At 58.1% G+C, this 20723-nt stretch carries 17 protein-coding genes; 5 read left to right on the top strand and 12 right to left on the bottom strand.

Features of this window, described 5'->3' with window-relative positions:
• Positions 1-9: 9 nt before the first annotated feature.
• Together pgl and zwf are read right to left on the bottom strand one after the other, a co-directional pair.
• Positions 10-732 carry a 6-phosphogluconolactonase gene (gene pgl, locus OYW20_RS05805; protein WP_268799766.1) on the bottom strand — a complete coding sequence of 241 codons (723 nt, stop codon included), beginning with the start codon at positions 730-732 and terminating at the stop codon, positions 10-12.
• On the bottom strand, positions 719-2188 hold the full coding sequence (gene zwf, locus OYW20_RS05800) for a glucose-6-phosphate dehydrogenase (RefSeq protein ID WP_268799765.1): 1470 nt from the start codon (positions 2186-2188) through the stop codon (positions 719-721). Before zwf ends, pgl begins: the two co-directional genes overlap by 14 nt.
• A gap of 220 nt (positions 2189-2408) precedes the next feature.
• On the opposite strand from zwf, the gene OYW20_RS05795 reads away from it, so the two are divergent.
• Positions 2409-3278, top strand: a complete 870-nt coding sequence (locus OYW20_RS05795) for a MurR/RpiR family transcriptional regulator (protein ID WP_268799764.1) — start codon at positions 2409-2411, stop codon at positions 3276-3278.
• Between the two features lie 182 nt (positions 3279-3460).
• On the opposite strand, the gene OYW20_RS05790 is transcribed toward OYW20_RS05795, so the two are convergent.
• The 10 genes from OYW20_RS05790 to edd form a co-directional block, all read right to left on the bottom strand.
• Positions 3461-4336, bottom strand: coding sequence for a D-hexose-6-phosphate mutarotase (locus OYW20_RS05790; RefSeq protein ID WP_268799763.1), 876 nt, complete (start codon positions 4334-4336; stop codon positions 3461-3463).
• A gap of 136 nt (positions 4337-4472) precedes the next feature.
• Complete coding sequence (locus OYW20_RS05785; protein ID WP_268799762.1) at positions 4473-5828, bottom strand: carbohydrate porin; 1356 nt, start codon at positions 5826-5828, stop codon at positions 4473-4475.
• A 126-nt stretch (positions 5829-5954) separates the two neighbouring features.
• Positions 5955-7115: an ABC transporter ATP-binding protein gene (locus tag OYW20_RS05780; protein ID WP_268799761.1), complete on the bottom strand. Its 1161-nt coding sequence runs from the start codon at positions 7113-7115 to the stop codon at positions 5955-5957.
• 2 nt (positions 7116-7117) lie between these two features.
• Positions 7118-7963 carry a carbohydrate ABC transporter permease gene (locus OYW20_RS05775; protein ID WP_268799760.1) on the bottom strand — a complete coding sequence of 282 codons (846 nt, stop codon included), beginning with the start codon at positions 7961-7963 and terminating at the stop codon, positions 7118-7120.
• A complete protein-coding gene (locus OYW20_RS05770; protein ID WP_268799759.1) occupies positions 7956-8864 on the bottom strand; it encodes a carbohydrate ABC transporter permease in 909 nt (302 codons plus the stop codon). The genes OYW20_RS05775 and OYW20_RS05770 overlap by 8 nt, the downstream gene beginning before the upstream one ends.
• Positions 8865-8992: 128 nt before the next feature.
• A complete protein-coding gene (locus OYW20_RS05765) occupies positions 8993-10279 on the bottom strand; it encodes an ABC transporter substrate-binding protein (RefSeq protein ID WP_268799758.1) in 1287 nt (428 codons plus the stop codon).
• 274 nt (positions 10280-10553) lie between these two features.
• The gene (locus OYW20_RS05760; protein ID WP_328284808.1) at positions 10554-11999 is read right to left on the bottom strand and encodes an ATP-binding protein; all 1446 of its coding nucleotides are present in this window, start codon (positions 11997-11999) and stop codon (positions 10554-10556) included.
• Positions 12000-12020: 21 nt separating this feature from the next.
• Positions 12021-12767: a response regulator gene (locus OYW20_RS05755; RefSeq protein WP_408005470.1), complete on the bottom strand. Its 747-nt coding sequence runs from the start codon at positions 12765-12767 to the stop codon at positions 12021-12023.
• A 60-nt stretch (positions 12768-12827) separates the two neighbouring features.
• Complete coding sequence (locus OYW20_RS05750; protein ID WP_268799756.1) at positions 12828-13790, bottom strand: glucokinase; 963 nt, start codon at positions 13788-13790, stop codon at positions 12828-12830.
• On the bottom strand, positions 13787-15613 hold the full coding sequence (edd, locus tag OYW20_RS05745) for a phosphogluconate dehydratase (RefSeq protein WP_268799755.1): 1827 nt from the start codon (positions 15611-15613) through the stop codon (positions 13787-13789). The genes OYW20_RS05750 and edd overlap by 4 nt, the downstream gene beginning before the upstream one ends.
• Positions 15614-15837: 224 nt before the next feature.
• Here edd and gap point away from each other — a divergent pair, with 224 nt between their 5' ends.
• From gap to OYW20_RS05725, 4 genes are all read left to right on the top strand, one after another.
• Positions 15838-16839: a type I glyceraldehyde-3-phosphate dehydrogenase gene (gap, locus tag OYW20_RS05740; RefSeq protein WP_268799754.1), complete on the top strand. Its 1002-nt coding sequence runs from the start codon at positions 15838-15840 to the stop codon at positions 16837-16839.
• Between the two features lie 214 nt (positions 16840-17053).
• Positions 17054-17569: an RNA polymerase sigma factor gene (locus OYW20_RS05735; RefSeq protein WP_268801056.1), complete on the top strand. Its 516-nt coding sequence runs from the start codon at positions 17054-17056 to the stop codon at positions 17567-17569.
• 103 nt (positions 17570-17672) lie between these two features.
• On the top strand, positions 17673-17927 hold the full coding sequence (locus tag OYW20_RS05730; RefSeq protein ID WP_268799753.1) for a FecR/PupR family sigma factor regulator: 255 nt from the start codon (positions 17673-17675) through the stop codon (positions 17925-17927).
• A 133-nt stretch (positions 17928-18060) separates the two neighbouring features.
• Positions 18061-20661: a TonB-dependent hemoglobin/transferrin/lactoferrin family receptor gene (locus OYW20_RS05725; RefSeq protein WP_328284807.1), complete on the top strand. Its 2601-nt coding sequence runs from the start codon at positions 18061-18063 to the stop codon at positions 20659-20661.
• Positions 20662-20723: the final 62 nt, after the last annotated feature.

The following is a 20723-nucleotide window of genomic DNA, read 5'->3' as shown; positions in this document are numbered from 1 at the left end:
ATCCTTTGCTTATGGGCACCAGTAAATCTCTAGAGACGGATTAAGAAACGCACGGATCGGCATGTGTGCGAGGTCATCGCCCGCCAGTGCCGTGCGCAGGGTATCGAGCTTGGCCTGTCCGGAAATCGACAGAATCGGCGACTTCGCCGAGGCCAGAAGTTTGCGTGTCATGGTCAGACGCTGATGCGGCGTGCTCGGGGCGAGCATCGGCAGGCACAGATGCTCGCTATTGAGGTCAAGGGCGTCCGCCAGGTTGGGGCTGTCCGGAAAGAGCGATGCGGTGTGACCGTCGTCGCCCATGCCCAGCACCAGCACGTCGATTGACGGCATTTCTTCTTTGAGCGCGCTGTCGGTAGCGGCAGCCGCTTCGTCCACGGTGCGAGTGGCGCGATACAGGCTGAAAAAGCCCGCCTCTGCTGCTGGCCCCTGAAACAGATAGCGCTTGACCAGACCGGCGTTGCTGTCGGCGTGTTCGGTGGGCACCCAGCGTTCGTCCGCCAGGCTGATCACCACGCGGGACCATTGAATCGGTTTTTGCGACAACGCTTCAAAAAAGGCCACCGGGCTCTTGCCGCCCGAGACCACCAGCGTCGCAACGCCATGGGGATTGCTGTTGATCGCAGCCGTCAGAAGCTCGGCCACATGGTCAGCCAAGGCCTCCGCCAAAAGCGGAGGAGTGTCGTATTCGACGGCCTTCAGGCCAGCCGGAAATTCAAGTTCACATATCGCCATACCAGGATCTCCCGTCACGCGTAATAAGGGCAATGGAGCTCATCGGTCCCCAGGAACCGGCCGGATAAGGCTTGGGCGCGTCGCCCGCTTTTTTCCAGCCGGCAATCAACTGGTCACACCATTGCCACGCTGATTCAATTTCGTCTTTGCGCACAAACAGGTTCTGGTTACCGCGCATGACTTCGAGCAGCAACCGCTCGTAGGCATCTGGAATCCGGGCGCTGCGGTACGCGTCGGAAAAACTCAGTTGCAGGGGGGTGCTGCGCAATTGCATGCCTTTGTCCAGGCCCTGGTCCTTGGTCATCACTTGCAGCGAGATGCCTTCATCGGGCTGCAGGCGGATGATCAAGCGGTTGCTGATTTGCAGCCGTTGCTCTGGGGCAAAGATGTAGTGCGGTGGTTCTTTGAAGTGAATAACGATCTGCGAAAGCTTCTGCGGCATGCGCTTGCCGGTGCGCAGATAGAACGGCACACCCGACCAGCGCCAGTTGCGGATATCGGCACGGATGGCTACGAAAGTTTCTGTGTCGCTCTGGGTGTTGGAGTTCTCTTCTTCCAGATAACCCGGCACCGGTTTGCCTTCGCTGTAGCCGGCAATGTACTGCCCACGCACCACTTGCGTGGCAAGGCGCTCCGGTGTGAAGGGCGCCAGCGCCTTGAGCACTTTTACCTTTTCATCGCGGATGCTGTCGGCGGACAGGTCGCTGGGCGGGTCCATGGCAATCAGGCACAGCAGCTGCAACAGGTGGTTCTGGATCATGTCGCGCAGTTGGCCGGCCTGATCGAAGTAGCCCCAACGGCCCTCGATCCCGACCTTTTCGGCCACCGTGATTTCAACGTGGGAAATGAAGTTCTGGTTCCACTGGGTTTCGAAAAGGCTGTTGGCAAAACGCAACGCGATGAGGTTCTGGACAGTGTCTTTGCCCAGATAATGGTCAATCCGATAGACGCGGTTTTCTGGCAGAAACTGGGCAACGGCGTCGTTGACCCGGCGCGACGATGTCAGGTCGTGGCCAATGGGTTTTTCGAGCACGGCGCGTGTACGGTCGGTCAGGTTGACCGAGGCGAGGTTTTCACAGATGGCACCGTAGACCGATGCCGGGGTGGCGAAATAGGCGATGAGGGTTTCAGCGTTGCCCACTTTCTCGGCCAGTGCGACATAGTCTTCGGCCTTGAGAAAATCCACGTGCAGGTAGCTCAGGCGGGCCTGAAAACGCTCAACGTGTTCGGATTCGAGTTGGGCCTCCGGGACAAAGCGATGCAGGCTTTTGTCGATATAAGCCAGATGCTCCTCTGGTGTTCCGGATTCGCGAGCCAAAGCTAAAATTCGGGTGTCGGCATGCAGCAGTCCGGCTCGGTCGAGCTGGTATAACGCTGGAAACAGTTTGCGAACTGCCAGGTCACCCAAGGCGCCAAACAGGGCAAAAGTGCACGGTTCAACCGTAATCGAGAGCATAATGTTGGTTCTTTTATCAAGTTAGGCTACAAATACCTTTTTTAAAGGCGTTACTCAAGGCCATATGTAGTAATAACCACAACATTCCGTCAAAAAGCACATTCCAGTGGTGATCAACACAGGCCCTCAGTACGATAGGCCACCTTTGCGACAGGCTAAAGGCCCCTTTGCATAAAGGCTGGCTGATCCACCTGCCGCAGCATTAAGAGAAGGATTTTTAATGGACCGCGTACGCAATCTTCTGGAACAGATCCAGGGCCGGCTTGAAGACTTGAACAAGGCCGAGCGCAAGGTCGCCGAAGCCATCCTGCTTAATCCTCAGCAAGCCACCCGTTTCAGTATCGCTGCCCTTGCACAGGCAGCTAAAGTCAGCGAGCCGACAGTCAATCGGTTCTGCCGATCCTTCGACGTCAGCGGCTACCCGGAACTCAAACTGCAGCTGGCGCAGAGCCTGGCCAGCGGTGCGGCGTACGTCAGCCGTGCGGTGGAGGCCGACGACAACCCTGAGGCCTACACTCAGAAAATCTTCGGCAGCGCCATTGCCTCGCTCGATAGCGCACTTCAGGCGCTTGACCCTAATCTGGTCAGCAAGGCCGTGGACCTGTTGATTCAGGCGCGGCAAATTCACTTTTTCGGTCTGGGTGCTTCGGCGCCGGTGGCATTGGACGCGCAGCACAAGTTCTTTCGCTTCAACCTGGCGGTCACCGCCCACGCCGACGTACTCATGCAGCGCATGCTGGCGTCAGTCGCGCACACCGGTGAGCTGTTCGTGATCATTTCCTACACTGGCCGCACGCGCGAGTTGGTGGAAGTGGCGCGAATCGCTCGAGAGAACGGCGCTTCGGTACTGGGGCTGACGGCGGCTGACTCGCCGTTGGCTAAGGCCAGTTCACTGAGCCTCAATATCCCGCTGCCCGAAGACACCGACATTTATATGCCGATGACGTCGCGGATCATTCAGCTGACCGTACTCGACGTGCTGGCGACGGGCATGACCCTGCGTCGAGGCGTGGATTTCCAGCCCCATCTGCGCAAGATCAAGGAAAGCCTCAACGCCAGCCGATATCCGGCAGACGACGAGTTGAATTGACCGGGCGCCTGCGCATCACTGCTTACAGCGCACCGGTGCCTTGGCATTTTTGTTGGGGTCAGGCTTGCCGGCGAAGCTGTTTCGCAGCTGCAAAAAATGGGGGGGCAATGCCGGTCTCATCGTGAGCAAGCTGCCTCCCACAAATCTCACATGCGCCTGCTTTTGAGGGCTCACCAATGCCGTCAATGCACCAAGTGCGCTTGCAGGCTGAGGCTGGCTTGTTGACCCGGTGCGAGGCTGAAGCTGTCGGCGGCGCCTGAAGCGGCCTCAACGCGCACGAACCCGCAGGCCTCCTCGCCACCGACACCCAGCAACGGACGACTTCCCGGATGCCAGACCACGGTGCTCGGGCTGTCGCCTGTGTCGATGCTCAGACGGCGATGCCAGGCTTCGTCTTGCAGCTCCAGCGCACCGGCATGTTCGAATACCCGCTGACAACCGCCAGCCACACGCAACTCGCCTTTCTGCTCGCAGGCGCTTCGGCTCAGTTCGTCGTAGCCCTGGGCGCCGTCAAGTCCGTCCAGCGCCACGTCGGCCACGTCACTGATGCGCCAATAAGCGTGCAAGGCATGGCTGAACTGACACGGCTGGCTGTCTTCGTGCTGAGTCTGCAGGCGCAACTCCATGCCCTGCCCCAATTCGGCGTACAGATCGGCCTGCCAGTCCCAGAGTTTCAGGCGCCAGTGCAGGCTGACGCCGATATCGCTTTCAGTGCTGTCGATGAGTTTCCAGTCGAGCAGCCTCGCCCAGCCATGGGCGGGCCACACCCCTTCGCTGGGATGACGGCCGACCCAGGGCCAGCACACCGGCACGCCGCCCCGAATGGCGCCCACTTGCGGCCATTGCGCGGCGCACCAAAGCCAGGGCTTTTGATCGTGGGGCTGAAAGTGCAGCAACTGACCACCTTGCCGACTGAAAACCGCCTGGCACTGAGGATGGTCGATGACCAGCACGTCACGCTGTTGATAGCGCTCCCACTGAAAAGTCGGCTGCGGACGAGCCGACGTGAAGAACCGCTGCAGAGGATGCTCAAGCGATCCTGATTCCCTGATGGCCATTGCTTTCCTGAAAACCATAAAAAAAGATCCGAGAAACAGCCCGGAGCAGACTTCACAAAAAAAACGGGCAGCTAAGCTGCCCGTAAAGCACACACGACCCTTGATCGTTCGTGGAGCGGAGGAGCGTCCGCCTGAATCAGAACTTCGTTTGCAGCTTGATACCGGCAACCAGCGCGTTATCGACGTGGTCAGTACCGCCTGGATGCATGACGTATTGCACGTTAGGACGCACAGTCAGCCAATCGGTCACGTGCACGCCGTAGTAGATCTCCGAGTTGTACTCGGTGGTCTGGATCGGCAGGTAGTTAGGGTTATCGTAGTCGTCCGTATTGTTGAGCTCGTTCAGCAGGCGAGCACGGTCACGTACGTTTTCGTTCACGTGAATCCGGGAAACACCGACGCCGATATCATCCTTTGGACGCGCATCGAACGGTCCTTTGAACACGAGGCCAACGTTCTGGAAGTTGTCGACGAAGTTGGTGGCCTTGTCATGCACGGTGGCGTTGAAGAACACGCTCATGCCGCGCGATGCATCGCCGCCCACGGTAGTGACCTGCTGCTGAGCCACAAACCACCAGCCGTGCTTGCTGCTGTGAGACTTGAAGTCGGCACCGGTAATCGCTTGAGGCTGACCGTTGACATCGTCTTTGAGGTCGTTGGCGCTTGGGCTGCTGTAGTACCAACCCAGACGGTATTCACCCGGCAACGAGTTGACGGTAGGCGACCAAACCAGTTCAACAGGAACCAGCGTGCCTTTGGCGCCGCTGCCGCTCAGCTTGAAGCCGTTACCGGTTTCGAGATAAGAAGGGTTCTGCTCATACACACCCACTTGAGCGAAGACTTCCGGCGTGATGTTGTATTTCACGCGGACAGCCCACTGGCTCACCGGCCAGTTGTACCAGGTGCTCACGTAGTTGGCTGCTTGAGTACCGCAGAACGTCAAGTTCTGGAAGTCGCAAGGAAAGCTGCCGAAGTCTTCGCCTTCGCCCATACGACCGGCTTTGATGTCCAGTGCGCCGTCGAAGTACTTCTGCTTGACCCACATTTGCGTCAGACGCCAGGTCTGGCCGCGACCCCATACTTCTTGCGAGGAACTGAGCGTACCAACGCGTGGATCGCCGAGGCGGTCGTTGGAAATATTTTTGCCGCTACGCTCAGTGACCGTCAGTTTGAATTCGGCGTCTTTGAGGCCGAAGACTTTTTCGAGGTCGATCTGAGTGCCGATAGCGAACTGGTCGGCGTAGCGTGCTGTTTTGTCCGTGTCGTAACCGCCTTTGACGTTGGCGCCTACTTCGCCAACGTACTCGAGGTTGAAATCGTAGCCCTTGTCGTGCAGCTCTTTGCGCAAGCCACCCCAATCGCCGGTCATGTGCTCGCTGGCATTGAAGGGTTCAAGCGCAGAAGCAGACCCCGACATTGTCAAAGCACCCAACACCGACAAACCACCGATAAGCTGAAAAGGCTTGATCGATTTGCCTTGTACCTTCTTCATCCCTTCAATCCTCGTTTTATTGTTATTAGCTATAAACAGCGTTGTAACTACTTTGCTTCGTGTGCCCGGCCAGCCTTTTACGGCAGAACCCGGCCAGATGTGCCCGGCTGCAATCAACTTTCGCGATCAGCTGCGGCTCAGTTGCGTGACGTTGTTGACGCGCTCAGTCGCCTGCGGCGCGCCCAACACACCAAGACGCTCTCCCGTCTTGGCATCGAACAACAGAACTTTGGCTGGATCGAACTGCAAATTCAACGATTCACCCACCTGCGGCGCGATATCAGGCGCCAACCGGCAGCAAACCTTGCTCTCGTTCAAGGTAACGAATACCAGCGTATCCGGCCCTGTCGGCTCCGTCACCTGAACTTCAGCGCGAATAGCTGGCAGCGTACCTTTATCGCCGGACGCTAGCACGATCTGTTCAGGGCGAAGGCCCAAAATCACCTCACGGTCCTCAAGACCCGCATCATTCATGCTCAACGGCAGCTCGCAACGTGCCTGACCGCTGTCCAGCAGCGCAATCAGACGGCCCTCTTTACGTTGCAGGCGCAGGGGGATGAAGTTCATTGGAGGTGAACCGATAAAGCTCGCCACGAAGAGATTAGCCGGATCGTTGTAAATTTGCTTGGGCGTTCCGAACTGCTGAATGATCCCGTCCTTCATGACGGCCACTTTATCGCCCAGTGTCATCGCCTCGATCTGATCGTGGGTAACGTAGACAGTCGTGGTCTTGAGGCGCTGGTGCATCAGTTTCATTTCAGTACGCATCTCGACGCGCAGCTTGGCGTCGAGGTTGGACAGTGGCTCGTCGAACAGGTAGATCTTCGGTCGACGCGCCAGTGCGCGGCCCATCGCCACACGCTGCTGCTGTCCACCCGACAATTGGCCGGGCTTGCGATTGAGCAAGTGTTCGATTTGCAAAAGCTTGGCCACGCGCGCGACTTCTTCATCGATGGCTGACTGGCTCATCTTGCGAATCTTCAGGCCGAATTCGATGTTCTCGCGCACACTCATGGTCGGGTACAACGCGTAGGACTGGAACACCATGGCGATGTCGCGATCCTTGGGGCTCATGCCGCTGACGTCTTGGTTGTCGATCAATATCTCGCCGCCGGTGATGTTCTCCAGGCCGGCGATGCAGTTCATCAGGGTGGACTTGCCGCAGCCGGAAGGACCGACCAGGATCAGAAACTCACCGTCGTTGATCTGCAGTTCGATGTTCTTCAGGGTGTCGGGCAGGCCGGCGCCATAAGTCTTGTTTACATTGCGTAGTTCGAGCGTAGCCATGATTACCCCTTGACTGCGCCGGCCGTGAGCCCGCGCACGAAATACTTGCCTGCGACGATGTACACCAGCAGGGTCGGCAGACCGGCGATCATCGCCGCCGCCATATCAACGTTGTATTCCTTGGCGCCGGTGCTGGTATTGACCAGGTTGTTCAGCGCCACGGTAATGGGCTGCGAGTCCCCGCTCGAGAACACCACACCGAACAGGAAGTCGTTCCAGATCTGCGTGAATTGCCAGATCAGGCAGACCATCACAATCGGTGTCGACATCGGCAGGATAATGCGCCGGAAGATGGTGAAAAAACCGGCGCCATCAAGCCGTGCAGCCTTGACCAGAGCGTCCGGAATGCTCACGTAGTAGTTCCGGAAAAACAGCGTGGTGAATGCCAGGCCGTAGACCACATGCACGAACACCAGCCCGGTGGTGGTATTGGCCAGGCCCATTTTGCCGAGCGTGAAGGACGCCGGCAGCAACACGGTCTGGAACGGCAGGAAGCAACCGAACAGCAACAGGCCAAAGAACAGTTGTGAACCGCGGAAACGCCACATCGACAGCACGTAGCCGTTGAGCGCGCCAATGGCGGTGGAGATCAACACAGCCGGAACGGTGATCTTGATCGAGTTCCAGAAGTAGCCGTCAACGGTTGCCCAGGCCTTGACCCAGCCAATGCCGGTGACCACGCTCGGCCAGCTCAGCAGGTTGCCCGTGCCGATGTCTTCGGGGGTCTTGAAACTGGTGAGCAGCATCACCACCAGCGGCACCAGATAAAGCACACAGGCGAGAATCAGCACCGCATAAATCGCAATACGGCTGATGCTCAGCGACGGTTTGCCAACGAAACTAGTCATTGCGCTTGGTCCTCAGCTCGGAATACAGATAAGGCACGAGGATGGCGAGAATCGCCCCGAGCATCAGGATTGCACTGGCCGAGCCCATGCCCATCTGGCCACGACTGAAGGTGAACGAATACATGAACATCGCAGGCAAATCGGAGGAATAACCCGGCCCGCCGGCAGTCATCGCCGCCACCAGGTCAAAGCTCTTGATCGCGATGTGAGCAAGGATCATCACCGCACTGAAAAACACTGGACGCAGGCTTGGCAGCACCACTTTCCAGTAGATCTTCGGCATGCTCGCGCCATCGATCTGCGCCGCACGAATGATCGACTGATCAACGCCGCGCAGCCCGGCGAGAAACATCGCCATGATGAACCCTGATGCCTGCCACACGGCCGCGATGACCAAGCAGTAAACAACGCGGTCCGGGTCGATCAGCCAGTCGAGACGGAAGCCTTCCCATCCCCAGTCACGCAGTAATTTGTCCAGGCCCATGCCCGGGTTGAGCAACCATTTCCAGGCGGTACCGGTGACGATCATCGAGAGCGCCATCGGGTAGAGGTAAATGGTGCGGATGAAACCTTCACGGCGAATGCGCTGATCGAGAAAAACCGCCAGCAACACGCCAATAACCAGACTGATGCCGATGAACATGCCACCGAAAACAGCCAGGTTTTTACTCGCCACCCACCAACGGTCGTTCTCGAACAGGCGTTGGTATTGCGCCAGTCCGGCCCACTTGTAGGTCGGTAGAAACGTCGAATTGGTGAACGAAAGAACAAACGTCCACAGGATGTAGCCGTAAAAGCCCACCAACACGATGAACATGCTCGGCGCCAGCACCAGTTTGGGTAGCCAGCGCTGCAGTGCATCGAACGGCGAGGCTTTGCTGAACACAGCAACAGAACTCATGTTGAAAATCCAATAGAGAGGGGATACAGCTGCAAGCCTTAAGCTACAAGCTACAAGTGCAGCGCCTTACAACGCGTGACTTGCAGCTTGAAGCTTGCAACTTCTAGCCTCTAGCTTGTTGCTAACGCTTACTTGGCAGACTTGATCGCTACGCCAAGTTTCTTGGCGGCATCGGCCGGATCGGCTTTCGGATCATTGATGTAGTTGGTCACGACATCAAAGAACGCGCCCTGCACGGCAAGCGTGGTTGCCATGTTGTGCGCCATGCTTGGTTGCAGGCCGCCGGTCTTGGCGTCTTCCAGGAAATCCTTGGCAGCGGTCTGGGCGCAGGAGTCGAATCCGAGTTTTTCCATGTCGTTCAACATGTCGTTCCGGACCGGAATCGAGCCTTTGTTGATGCTGAAGACTTTCTGGAAGTTTTCACCCAGAACGACTTTGGCAATATCCTGCTGTGCAGCAGCGGTGCCAGCGTCTTTCTGCTTGAAGACAGCGAGGGAGTCGATGTTGTAAGTGAACGCTTTCTCGGTACCCGGGAAGGCTACGCACTGGTAATCCTTGCCAGCGATCTTCTTGGCAGCGGTCCATTCACTTTTGGCCCAGTCACCCATGATCTGCATGCCGGCCTTGCCATTGATGACTTTGGCCGCTTCCAGGTTCCAGTCCTGGCCTTTGCCGTCCGGGTCCATGTAGGTCGCGACTTTTTTCAGCTCGGTGAGCGCTTTCACCATTTCAGGACCGGTCAAGGCACCGTTGTCGAGATCGACCAGGGCCTTCTTGTAACCGTCAGCACCCATTACCGAAAGCACGACGGCTTCGAAAACGGTGCTGTCCTGCCAAGGCTGACCGCCGTGGGCCAGAGGGATAAAGCCTGCTGCCTTGAGCTTGTCGCCTGCGGCGTAGAATTCTTCGAGGGTTGTAGGGGCTTTTTCGATGCCGGCTTTCTTGAAGACTTCCGGGTTGATCCACAGCCAGTTCACGCGGTGAATGTTCACCGGTACGGCCACGTAATTACCTTCGTACTTCACAGTATCGGAGACTTTCTTGTCGAGCAGGCTGTCCCACTTCTCTTGCTTGGCGACGTCTTTCAGAACCTCGGTGTCCAGCAGGCCGGTGGACGCCCACTCTTGAATATCCGGACCTTTGATCTGGGCAACGCCTGGCGGGTTGCCGGCGACAGCACGGCTTTTCAGAACGGTCATGGCCGTCGCACCACCACCACCGGCTACGGCACCGTCTTTCCAGACGAAACCATCTTTTTCAACCTGGGCCTTAAGCACATCGACAGCGGCTTTTTCACCACCGGAGGTCCACCAGTGGACAACTTCGACAGTGCCTTTGGAATCGGCAGCCAGGGCGCTCAGAGGAAACAACGAGGCGAGGGAAACGAGTGCAGCGAGACGGGTAATCGAATTCATCTATTTGACCTTTCTTGTTGTTATGCCTGAGCAAGTCTTGGCGCTTGCGCTGCATGGATTCTAACCAAGGTGCTAGAGCGGACGGTAACGAAGGGACGTGCAAGTGTCACAGAGTTGTGACATTGAAATAACAGTAATATTTACTACAACGAGCATGGCTGAAGTTTGCTTGAGCGAGGCTTGCCCGCGAAGAGTTACAGGCGCAGGCAAGCGTATTTCGCTGATGGAGGAAAAGCTTTGTGGGCAAGCCTCGCTTCACCCGTTGTGAGCTCGCCTACTCCAGGCCGCGCGGCAGATACAGCGTTACCCTCAACCCGCCGTCGCGCAGGTTTTGCAGCGTCACCTCACCGCCATGACTGTGGGCGATATTGCGAGCAATCCCTAACCCCAGGCCATAACCCTGCTGTTGTTTGCCGGCCAATCGAAAATGCGGCTCGAATACCTGCTCAAGGCGCTGCTCGGGGACGCCGGGGCCTTCGTCGTCGACATGCAGAATGAACGCCTCGGCATCGTCTTCCACCTGCAAATGCGCCTTGTCGCCGTACTTGATCGCGTTGTCGATCAGGTTGCCCATGCAGCGCCTGAGCGCCAGCGGCTTGCCTTGAAACATCGACATCGCACGACCATTGAGCGTCACGCGGCCATCACCTGAGGGTGACAGGTAAGGCTCGATGAGGCAGTCGAGCGCGTGATTGAGATCCACCGGCTCGATGTTTTCATGAATATCGGTGTCTTTGACGCACTGCAGCGCACCCTTGACCAGCAGTTCAAGTTCGTCCAGATCACGGGTGAATTTGGCCTGCACCACTTCATCTTCAAGCAGTTCCACACGCAGCCGAAGACGGGTGATCGGCGTGCGCAGGTCGTGGGAAATGGCGCTGAACAATTGCCCGCGTTCACTCAGGTAACGGCTGATGCGCTCGCGCATGGTATTGAACGCGCGGGTCACTTCGACCACTTCGCTACCGCCGCCCTCGACCACCGGCTGCACTTCTGCACCCAGCGACATGTCCCGCGCCGACCGCGCCAGACGCTTGAGCGGGCCGCTTTGCCAGTGCACCAGCAAGCCAATGAACAACAGCAGAAAACCGCTGGTGAGTACGATGAACAGCACTTGCTGAGTCGGCAGGTCCTGCTCCTCAAGGCTGGTGTAGGGCTCTGGGAGCAGCGAAGCGATGTACAGCCATTCCCCCTGAGAAAGCTGGATCTGTGTGACCAGAACGGGCGGGTTTACCGGTTCAAGGCTCAACGCGTAATGCGCCCAGGAGCGTGGCAGCTCGTCGAGTTTCAGGCCCCCGTTGAAGATGCGCAGGTCTTCCGGACGCACAAACCAGATGGCGATATCAGGGTCATTGCCCAAGTGTTGGCGCAGTACTTCATCGACTGCCGTCAGCACGGCTTCTTTACGCGGCGTGGGTTGGAGAATCGCCATGTCCAGCGGGTGATCATTGAGGGAGACCACAAACCGCGTACCGCCCATGTTGCGCAACTGGTCCAGTACCAGTGGACGATAGGCAACCGGCAGCGAGCGAAAATAACTGGCGCTGGCCGCCATCGAATGCGCCAGGCTGCGCGCGCTGGTGATCAGGCCTTCCATTTGCGTGGCGCGCAATTGCGACAGCCAAATCACGCTGGACAAAGCCTGCGCCAGCAACACGGCCAACAGGGTCAGCAATAGCATCCGGCTTAACAGCGAACGCGGCACCGGTAACTTGCGCATGCTCGCGCCCACGTTCAAGCGTCAGTAGCCATTGCTGGCTTGCGGCAGCACATTGGCTGCCAGCAAATAACCGCTGCCTCGTACCGTTCGGATCAGCCTTGGCGCTTTGCCGGTATCACGCAGACGTTGACGCAGGCGGCTCACGGCCATGTCGACGATACGCTCCAACGGCATCAGCTCGCGGCCCCGCGTGGCATTGCCGATGGTGTCGCGATCAAGAATCTGTTGAGGGTTATCGAGAAACAGCTTGAGCAAAGCGAAGTCCGCACCAGACAGAATCACTTCTTCACCGTCGCTGTGAAACAGCCGGTGGCTGACCATGTCCAGACGCCATTCATCGAACACCAGCACTTCGCCGCCAGAACGCTCCTGGCCAAACTGCGCGCGCCGCAGTAATGCCTTGATGCGCGCCTGAAGCTCACGCGGACTGAAGGGTTTGGCCATGTAGTCGTCGGCCCCCAACTCCAGACCGATGACGCGGTCGGCTTCGTCCGAACTGGCGGTCAGCATGATGATAGGGACGTGTGGCTGACGCGGATGTTGCCTGACCCAGCGGCATAGACTGAAACCGTCTTCGTCAGGAAGCATGACATCGAGGATCAGCAGATCGCTGGATTCCTCGTTGAACGCCTGGCGAAACTGCGCGCCGTTGCCGACCGTTCTGACCTGAAAGCCCGAACGGCTGAGGTAGGCTTGCAGCAGTTCACAGATCTCATGGTCATCATCGACCACCAGAATCGATTTGCTGGCAGAGTTCACGTTTGCCATCCTTGTTGATGCCCGATTTGTTGTTATGGGTAACGCGGCCAATTCCTTACAAGCACAGGGTCACGCTGTTGCGAGCGCCTGATCCAGCGCGACGCCCGCGCCCGTCAGACCAGGGTATTCGGCCGTGACGAGCCAGACCGGCACGCCTTTGAAATAGTCCTTCATCAAGCCCTTTTCAGCCAGTGCGCGTTTGAATCCACTGTTCTTGAAGAACTCGACGAACCGTGGGACCACGCCACCCGCGATGAATACGCCTCCACGACCACCCACTGTCAGCACGTTATTACCGGCCACACGTCCCAGAAACACGCAGAACTGCTCCAGCACCGCAGCTGCGACCGGGTCGCCCTGCAAAGCGGCCGAGGTGATGGCAGCCGGCGACTTGAGCGTCGGTTCGATATCATCCAGCGCGCAGCTGACCTTATACAACAACAGTAGCCCGGCACCACTCAGTACAGTTTCGGCGCTGACATGCTCGTGCTCGGCCATCAAACGCAGCCACAACATCGCTTCCCGGGGGGTGCCGATCGGCAAATCAACATGCCCGCCCTCGCCCGGCACCGCCATCCAGTGCTTGTCGCCATTGCGCACCAGGGTTCCAACGCCAAGGCCCGTCCCAGGGCCAATCACCACTTTGGCCGCCTCAGGATCACCCTTGCCATGGCAGATGGTGAGGTATTCGTCGTCTTTCAGACGCGTCATGCCTAAAGCCATAGCGGTGAAGTCATTGACCATGATCAGCGTGTCGATTTTCAACGCGGCACAGAACGACGGCCGGTTGATCTTCCAGTCGCTGTTGGTGAAGTGGAAATCGTCCCCGACAACAGGGCCTGCAACGGCCAGACAGAGCGCGCCGATATCGCCCGGTTGCAACTCCAGGTCCTGAAGATAGATGCGCAGGGCCTTTTCCGGACTTGCGTAATCGATGGTTGGAAACACCCGAATGGAATGAAGCTTGTCGTCCTCCCAAATGGCAAAACGCGCATTCGTCCCGCCGATATCACCCACCATCGCCAATTTCACTTAAGCGTCTCCAGATTCGAAGTAAAGGCGCTGGCACCCTTCTCCGCGGAGCTGAAGGCCATACGCATGAAACCGAACAGTTCGCGACCGCAGCCAACATTGTTGGACAGGCGACCGATTGCCGGTTCTCTGGCGGCCAATTCTGCCGGTTCGACCAAAACTTGCAACGTCCCTTTCACGCCATCGACACGAATGAGATCCCCGTCACGCACCAAAGCCAACGGACCACCGTCTGCCGCCTCCGGGCAAACATGGATGGCTGCCGGGATTTTCCCGGAGGCACCGGACATGCGACCGTCCGTGATCAAAGCGACCTTGAAGCCCCGATCCTGAAGCACGCCAAGGAACGGAGTCATCTTGTGCAACTCGGGCATGCCATTGGAACGCGGCCCTTGAAAACGCATCACCGCCACGAAATCGCATTCCAGCTCGCCCGCCTTGAACGCGTCGGCCAGGTCCTGCTGGTCCTCGAAGACCTTGGCTGGCGCTTCGACAATTTGATGCTCCAGCGCGACCGCCGACACTTTCATCACGCCGCGGCCAAGATTGCCCTCCATCACTCGCAAGCCGCCCTCCGCCGAAAACGGCCGTGCGACCGGGCGCAGGATGTTTTCGTCCAGGCTTTCTGCCGGGCCATCGCGCCATACCAGCTTGCCGTCCTCCAGGAACGGTTCCTGGGTGTAACGACGCAGGCCACGACCCATGACAGTGTTGACGTCTTCGTGCATCAACCCGGCATCCAGCAGCTCACGAATCAGGAACGCCATGCCGCCCGCCGCCTGAAAGTGGTTGATGTCGGCTTTGCCGTTTGGATAAACGTGAGTCAGCGTCGGCACGACTTCGGACAAGTCGGCCATGTCCTGCCAGGTCAACTGGATACCGGCAGACTGCGCAATGGCCGGCATGTGCAGCGTGTGGTTGGTAGAACCGCCCGTCGCGTGCAAGGCAACAATCGAGTTGACCAGCGCACGCTCGTCCACAATCTCACCGAGCGGGATGAATTCGCCGCTCTGCTTTGTAAGACGCGTCACCTGAAATGCAGCTTCGCGCGTCAGAGCGTCGCGTAACGGCGTGTAGGGATTAACGAAGGAAGCGCCTGGCAAATGCAGACCCATGACTTCCATCAGCAACTGGTTGGTGTTGGCGGTGCCGTAGAAGGTGCAGGTGCCCGGGCCGTGATAGGACTTCATCTCCGAGTCCAGCAGCTCCTCGCGCGTCGCCTTGCCCTCGGCATAACGCTGGCGAACGTCGGCTTTTTCCTTGTTGGAAATCCCCGACACCATAGGACCGCCCGGCACGAAAATGATCGGCAAGTGACCGAAACGCAGCGAACCCATCATCAAGCCCGGTACGATTTTGTCGCAGATGCCGAGCATCAATGCGCCGTCGAACATGTTGTGGGACAACGCAACCGCCGCGGCCATGGCGATGACCTCACGGCTGGCGATGCTCAGCTCCATGCCAGGCTCGCCTTGGGTCACGCCATCGCACATGGCCGGCACGCCGCCGGCAAACTGACCGACGGAGCCGATTTCGCGCAGGGCTTTTTTGATCTGTTCAGGGAAATGTTCGTAGGGTTGGTGCGCGGAGAGCATGTCGTTGTAGGAAGACACGATGGCGATGTTGGCGGCGTTCATCATCCGCAGGCTGTTTTTGTCTTCCGGACCACAGGCAGCAACGCCATGCGCAAAGTTGGCACATTGCAGTTTGCCGCGCATCGGGCCATCGCTCGCGGCGTCACGGATCAATTGCAGATAGCGCTGACGGGTTTCACGGCTGCGGGCGATCAGCCGTTCGGTTACCTCAAGGACGCGGGGATGCATTGTCATGAACTCCAGGCTAACTGATGTGGTCACCCGTTCACGCTCTGCAAATTATCGACACACAAACCAGACCACAGGCAACGGCTTGATTTTCGGACATTTGCGCTGGCGCTACGGGTTTCTATTTGTAGATAAAACAAAATACTGCCACTAAAAAGGCTTGTTTTCTATTTTTATGAGAATAATCTTGTAATTCCAACAACAAATTCAGTGAGGACGGGTGTATGACACTTCGCATCGCAATCAATGGTTTTGGCCGTATAGGCCGAAACGTCCTACGTGCACTCTATACCCAAGGCTACCGTCAGGACCTGCAAGTCGTCGCCATCAACGATCTGGGCGATAGCGAGATCAACGCCCACTTGCTCAAGTACGACACAGTTCATGGTCAGTTTGATGGCACAGTCGAGTTCGACAAGGAAGGTCTGACCGTCAACGGCGACCGTATTTCGGTCAGCGCCATTCGCAATCCGGCAGACTTGCCGTGGAAAGCGGAGAACATCGACGTGGTGTTCGAATGCACCGGCCTGTTCACCGACCGTAGCAAAGCCGCTGCCCACATTACGGCCGGCGCTAAAAAAGTCATCATTTCTGCACCCGCCAAGGGCGCCGATGCCACCGTGGTCTATGGCGTCAACCACGACGTGCTGCGTCAGTCGCATCAGGTGATTTCAAACGCCTCCTGCACCACCAACTGCCTCGCCCCGGTGGCGCAAGTGCTGCACCGCGAGCTGGGTATCGAAAGCGGCTTGATGACCACAATCCACGCCTACACCAACGACCAGAACCTGATCGACGTTTACCACACCGACCCCTACCGTGCGCGCTCTGCCACGCAGTCGATGATCCCGAGCAAAACCGGGGCTGCCGAAGCTGTGGGCCTGGTATTGCCGGAACTGGCGGGCAAGCTCACCGGTATGGCCGTGCGTGTCCCCGTGATCAACGTGTCGCTGGTTGACCTGACGATTCACCTCAAGCGTGACGCGACGGCCGAAGAGGTCAACGCGATCATGAAAGAAGCCAGCCAGCACTCAAAAGTCCTCGGCTACAACACCCTGCCGCTGGTGTCCCACGACTTCAACCACAACCCGCTGTCGTCCATCTTCGACGCCAACCACACCAAAGTCAGCGGCAAACTGCTGAAGGTTCTGGCCTGGTATGACAACGAGTGGGGCTTCTCCAACCGCATGCTCGATAACTGCCTGGCGTTGATGAACGCCGAGTAACGCAGCCCTAGTTGGGGCGAGGCTTGCCCGCGAAAGTCCGGTACAGGCGAAGAATTTCGAGCCTGGACCGGCGTCGCGGACAAACCTTGGCCTTGGAATCGGGCTGCAAATTCTCGTGTGATCGCCTCCGAAAAACCCCGATACTTACAATTTATTGATCGACGCGCAGGTGATAAGCATTATCATCCGCATCCTTTTTTGGCAGGGTGCTTTTGTGAGTCAGTCGTCGCTCAATGACCTGTTCATCGTCCAGCGCACCACTCTGCTGCGCACCCTGCAGCGGATCGTAGACCACCCCGCCACGGCTGAAGATTTGCTCCATGACACATGGCTGCGAGTTGACCGCGTACTCAGGGATCGGCCCATCGATTATCTTGAGCCCTTCGTTTTCAAGACCGCGCGCAATCTGGCGCTGGATCATTTGCGAACACGCCACAATCACGCACGCACGGTCGTCAACGATATGCCCGTTGCCGAGCTGCACAACATCCGCAGTTGCGCCACGCCAGTGGAGGACGAAACCCACGCGACCAGGTTGCTCTGTGTACTGAGCCAGCACATCGCCCATCTTTCTCCCAGACAACAGCGAATTTTCAGCCTCAATCGGCTACAAGGCTGCAGTTATCTCGACATCGCTGAGCAGCTCGGCATCTCTGCGAGCACGGTGCAAAAAGAGCTCAAGCTGATTATGGCGGTTTGCGTGGGAGTGGCCGCACGGCTCGATGGCTGATAAGCCCATCCCGAAGACGGAACAGTCGTCGTAGGAATCGTCCTGGCTTTTGTGAGATTTTGTCTCGTTTCACGCGATACACTCGCCGCCTGATTCGAACGACATGACTGACAATCCGGAGGCCGCGGTGAGCGAAAACACTAAACAGGATCCTGTTGCACTGGCTAACGCCGTGCTGAGTGAACCGGCTATGGATCAGGCATTAACGTGGCTGATCGAGCTCGAGGCCGCGACACCTGAACAGCATGAGGCCTTCAACGCATGGATCGAGGCAGACCCGACAAACCGCGACGCTTTCAACAGAGCCCAAGCCATCTGGAACTCCCAGTCAGTGCGTGACGCCGCCTCCTCGCTCTAACGCCCCCCAACACCCTGACGCATTTATTTTTACGCGATAGCTGCTTGTGAATCGTTAAGTCATAGCCATGCAATTGATCCCCATCGAAGGGCAATTGCGCTAACACGATCCGCAAGAGAAAGAGCGCTATCCCATGCCGTCAAGGTTCAAATCCGTCACGCCCCTCTCCTCCTCGTACCGCCTGCGCGCCAAAGGCCAACCGTTGCACGCTTTGTCTATCCTGACAGCGTCTATCCTTTCGGCAGGCGTATTGGCCTCGCCTTCGGTGCTCGCAGAGCCGAGTGATCCAGGCAGCCGCCCCGCGATCCCGCTTGAGCCCACGACCATCAGCGCCACACGACAAGCGCGGGCGATCGACTCTGTACCCAATGCTGTCAGCGTGCAGCAGCGTGAGGAAATGGATCGCCAGAACGCCAACACCATCCGCGATCTGGTGCGCTACGAACCCGGCGTATCCGTCGGTGGGGCAGGTCAGCGGGCAGGCACTACTGGCTACAACATTCGGGGGATCGATGGGGATCGAATCCTGACTCAAGTTGATGGCGTCGAAACCCCGGCCAGCTTCTTCTTCGGACCCTTTGCCGAATCGCACCGCAATTACGTCGACCCGGAAATCATCCAGCGCGTGGAAATCCTTCGCGGTCCCGCGTCCTCGCTTTATGGGAGCAGCGCAATTGGCGGGGCTGTCAGCTACTTCACGCTGAACCCGGACAACATCATCAAGGAAGGCCAATCGGCGGGCGCCCGGCTCAAGACCGGTTACAGCTCAGCGGATCGCAGCTGGCTGAAGTCTGCGACCGTTGCCGGACGTGAAGGTGAGTTCGATGCCTTGCTGCACGCAAGCGAGCGTAACGGTCGAGAAACCAGCTCTTATGGCGAAACCGGCGGATCAGGTGTGTCCCGCACCCGAGCGAACCCTGAAAATAACGACGCCACCAATCTGCTGGCAAAGCTGGGCTGGAATTACGCGCAGGATTCCCGGTTCGGGCTGACCTATGAAAAGTACGAGAATGACCGCGACACCCACCAACGCAGCGCTATCGGCGGTCCATTCGGCGACGGCATTGGGCAAGGCATGTACAAGTGGCGCGACAGCTCCGACCTGGTGACCCGTGAACGCTTTGGCCTGGAACACACGTTCAAGGTCGACAGCTTGCTGGCGGATAACGTCAAGTGGAGCCTCAACCATCAGATCGCTAAAACCGAGCAACACACTTACGACCTTTACAATGTTCCAGCCCGCACTGGACAACGACCTACGCATGGCCCAGGCGCAAAAGTGAATACAGCAGGCGGGCATGCAGGTTCTGCAATCGGCAAGCAGTCCCCTTCGGCCAGACCCGCCGCAAGCCGCCCTGACAACAGCCACGGCGCACACGGTCAGCCCACCACCGCGCAGACACATGGCGGCGGCCCGGCATCGAGTCACGGACCAAAGGCGGCTGCGGCGGTGATGCCGGGGCGTCTTATCCATCGTGAACGCGATACGGTCTACCGGGAAAGCCAGTGGGTACTCGACACCCAACTGGACAAGGCGTTTTCCGTCGCGCAGACCGATCATGTGCTGACTTATGGAGCGACACTCAAGCAACAAAAGACCACGGGCGAGCGCTCTGGCAACGGTAGATGCGCACTGGCCTTGGGCAGTTGCAAGGCGATGGGCGACGACAGCCCTGCCGAAGGCCTCAAGCCTACGAGCGATTTCCCAGATCCGACGGTCACCCGTTACGGGCTTTTCGCCCAAGACGAAATTCGCTGGAATGACTGGACCTTCACGCCAGGCCTGCGCTACGACCACACCCGGCTAGATCCGAAAATCACACAGAAATTTCTCGCGGGCCTGGCTGCCGAAAAATCCTCCACCGGTACGCCCTCCAAAGTCGGCAATGGCGATCAGGCCTGGCACAGGTTTTCGCCCAAACTGGGCGTGACGTACGCGCTCAGCGATCAATACACCTGGTATGGGCAGTACGCAGAGGGTTTCCGCACGCCCACTGCCAAAGCGCTTTATGGCCGCTTCGAAAGTGCTCAGGGCGACTACGTCATCGAGCCTAACCCGGCGCTCAAACCGGAAAAGAGCAAAAGCTATGAAACCGGGCTGCGTGGGCACTTCGACGCTGGCTGGTTTGACGTAGCGGTGTTTCACAACAAGTACCAGGACTTCATCAATGAAGATGCATTGGCCCCTGGTTACGACCAAACCAAATTCCAGAGTGCCAACATCAAGCACGCCACCATCAACGGGCTTGAAATCAAGAGCCGCCTGGGTCTCGACGTACTCGGCGCGCCAGAGGGGCTCTATTCACTTGGCTCGGTTGCCTATGCGCGGGGTCGCAACGATGACACCGGCAAACCCATCAACAGCATCAATCCGCTGACAGGCGTGTTAGGGCTGGGGTACGACCAATCCAGTTACGGCGCACTGCTGAGCTGGACATTGATCAAGCGCAAGACCCGCGTCGACGACAGCACGTTTAAAGCTCCCGACGGCACGTCCAGCCAGTTCAAGACGCCGGGCGCCGGCGTTCTGGACCTGACTGCGCACTACAAAGTGACCGACGACCTCACGATCAACAGCGGCATCTACAACCTCGCCGATAAAAAATACTGGCGCTGGGACGATGTGCGCGGGTTTAGCGGATCAGGCGAAGGGGCTGTTATCAGCCCTGCCAACCTGGATCGCTTGACACAACCGGGCCGCAACTTCGGCGTCAACTTCGTCTGGAATATCTAGCACCGATGGATGCGCCGCTGAAGTCAGCGGCGCATTTTAGATATCTGGCAACGCTCGTTCGC

This window comes from Pseudomonas sp. BSw22131, assembly GCF_026810445.1.
GTDB classification, from domain to species: Bacteria; Pseudomonadota; Gammaproteobacteria; order Pseudomonadales; family Pseudomonadaceae; genus Aquipseudomonas; species Aquipseudomonas huanghezhanensis.
This window is presented reverse-complemented; position numbering and strand designations above follow the sequence as displayed.

Excerpts from the sequence above, each read along its gene's own strand:
- edd (WP_268799755.1), bottom strand. The coding sequence starts at position 15,613 with ATGCATCCCCGCGTCCTTGAGGTAACCGAACGGCTGATCGCCCGCAGC.
- OYW20_RS05775 (WP_268799760.1), bottom strand. The coding sequence starts at position 7,963 with ATGACTAGTTTCGTTGGCAAACCGTCGCTGAGCATCAGCCGTATTGCG.
- OYW20_RS05780 (WP_268799761.1), bottom strand. The coding sequence starts at position 7,115 with ATGGCTACGCTCGAACTACGCAATGTAAACAAGACTTATGGCGCCGGC.
- OYW20_RS05785 (WP_268799762.1), bottom strand. The coding sequence starts at position 5,828 with ATGAAGAAGGTACAAGGCAAATCGATCAAGCCTTTTCAGCTTATCGGT.
- OYW20_RS05765 (WP_268799758.1), bottom strand. The coding sequence starts at position 10,279 with ATGAATTCGATTACCCGTCTCGCTGCACTCGTTTCCCTCGCCTCGTTG.
- OYW20_RS05725 (WP_328284807.1), top strand. The coding sequence starts at position 18,061 with ATGCCGTCAAGGTTCAAATCCGTCACGCCCCTCTCCTCCTCGTACCGC.
- zwf (WP_268799765.1), bottom strand. The coding sequence starts at position 2,188 with ATGCTCTCGATTACGGTTGAACCGTGCACTTTTGCCCTGTTTGGCGCC.
- OYW20_RS05755 (WP_408005470.1), bottom strand. The coding sequence starts at position 12,767 with ATGGCAAACGTGAACTCTGCCAGCAAATCGATTCTGGTGGTCGATGAT.
- OYW20_RS05760 (WP_328284808.1), bottom strand. The coding sequence starts at position 11,999 with ATGCGCAAGTTACCGGTGCCGCGTTCGCTGTTAAGCCGGATGCTATTG.
- pgl (WP_268799766.1), bottom strand. The coding sequence starts at position 732 with ATGGCGATATGTGAACTTGAATTTCCGGCTGGCCTGAAGGCCGTCGAA.
- OYW20_RS05730 (WP_268799753.1), top strand. The coding sequence starts at position 17,673 with ATGACTGACAATCCGGAGGCCGCGGTGAGCGAAAACACTAAACAGGAT.
- OYW20_RS05795 (WP_268799764.1), top strand. The coding sequence starts at position 2,409 with ATGGACCGCGTACGCAATCTTCTGGAACAGATCCAGGGCCGGCTTGAA.
- OYW20_RS05790 (WP_268799763.1), bottom strand. The coding sequence starts at position 4,336 with ATGGCCATCAGGGAATCAGGATCGCTTGAGCATCCTCTGCAGCGGTTC.
- gap (WP_268799754.1), top strand. The coding sequence starts at position 15,838 with ATGACACTTCGCATCGCAATCAATGGTTTTGGCCGTATAGGCCGAAAC.
- OYW20_RS05770 (WP_268799759.1), bottom strand. The coding sequence starts at position 8,864 with ATGAGTTCTGTTGCTGTGTTCAGCAAAGCCTCGCCGTTCGATGCACTG.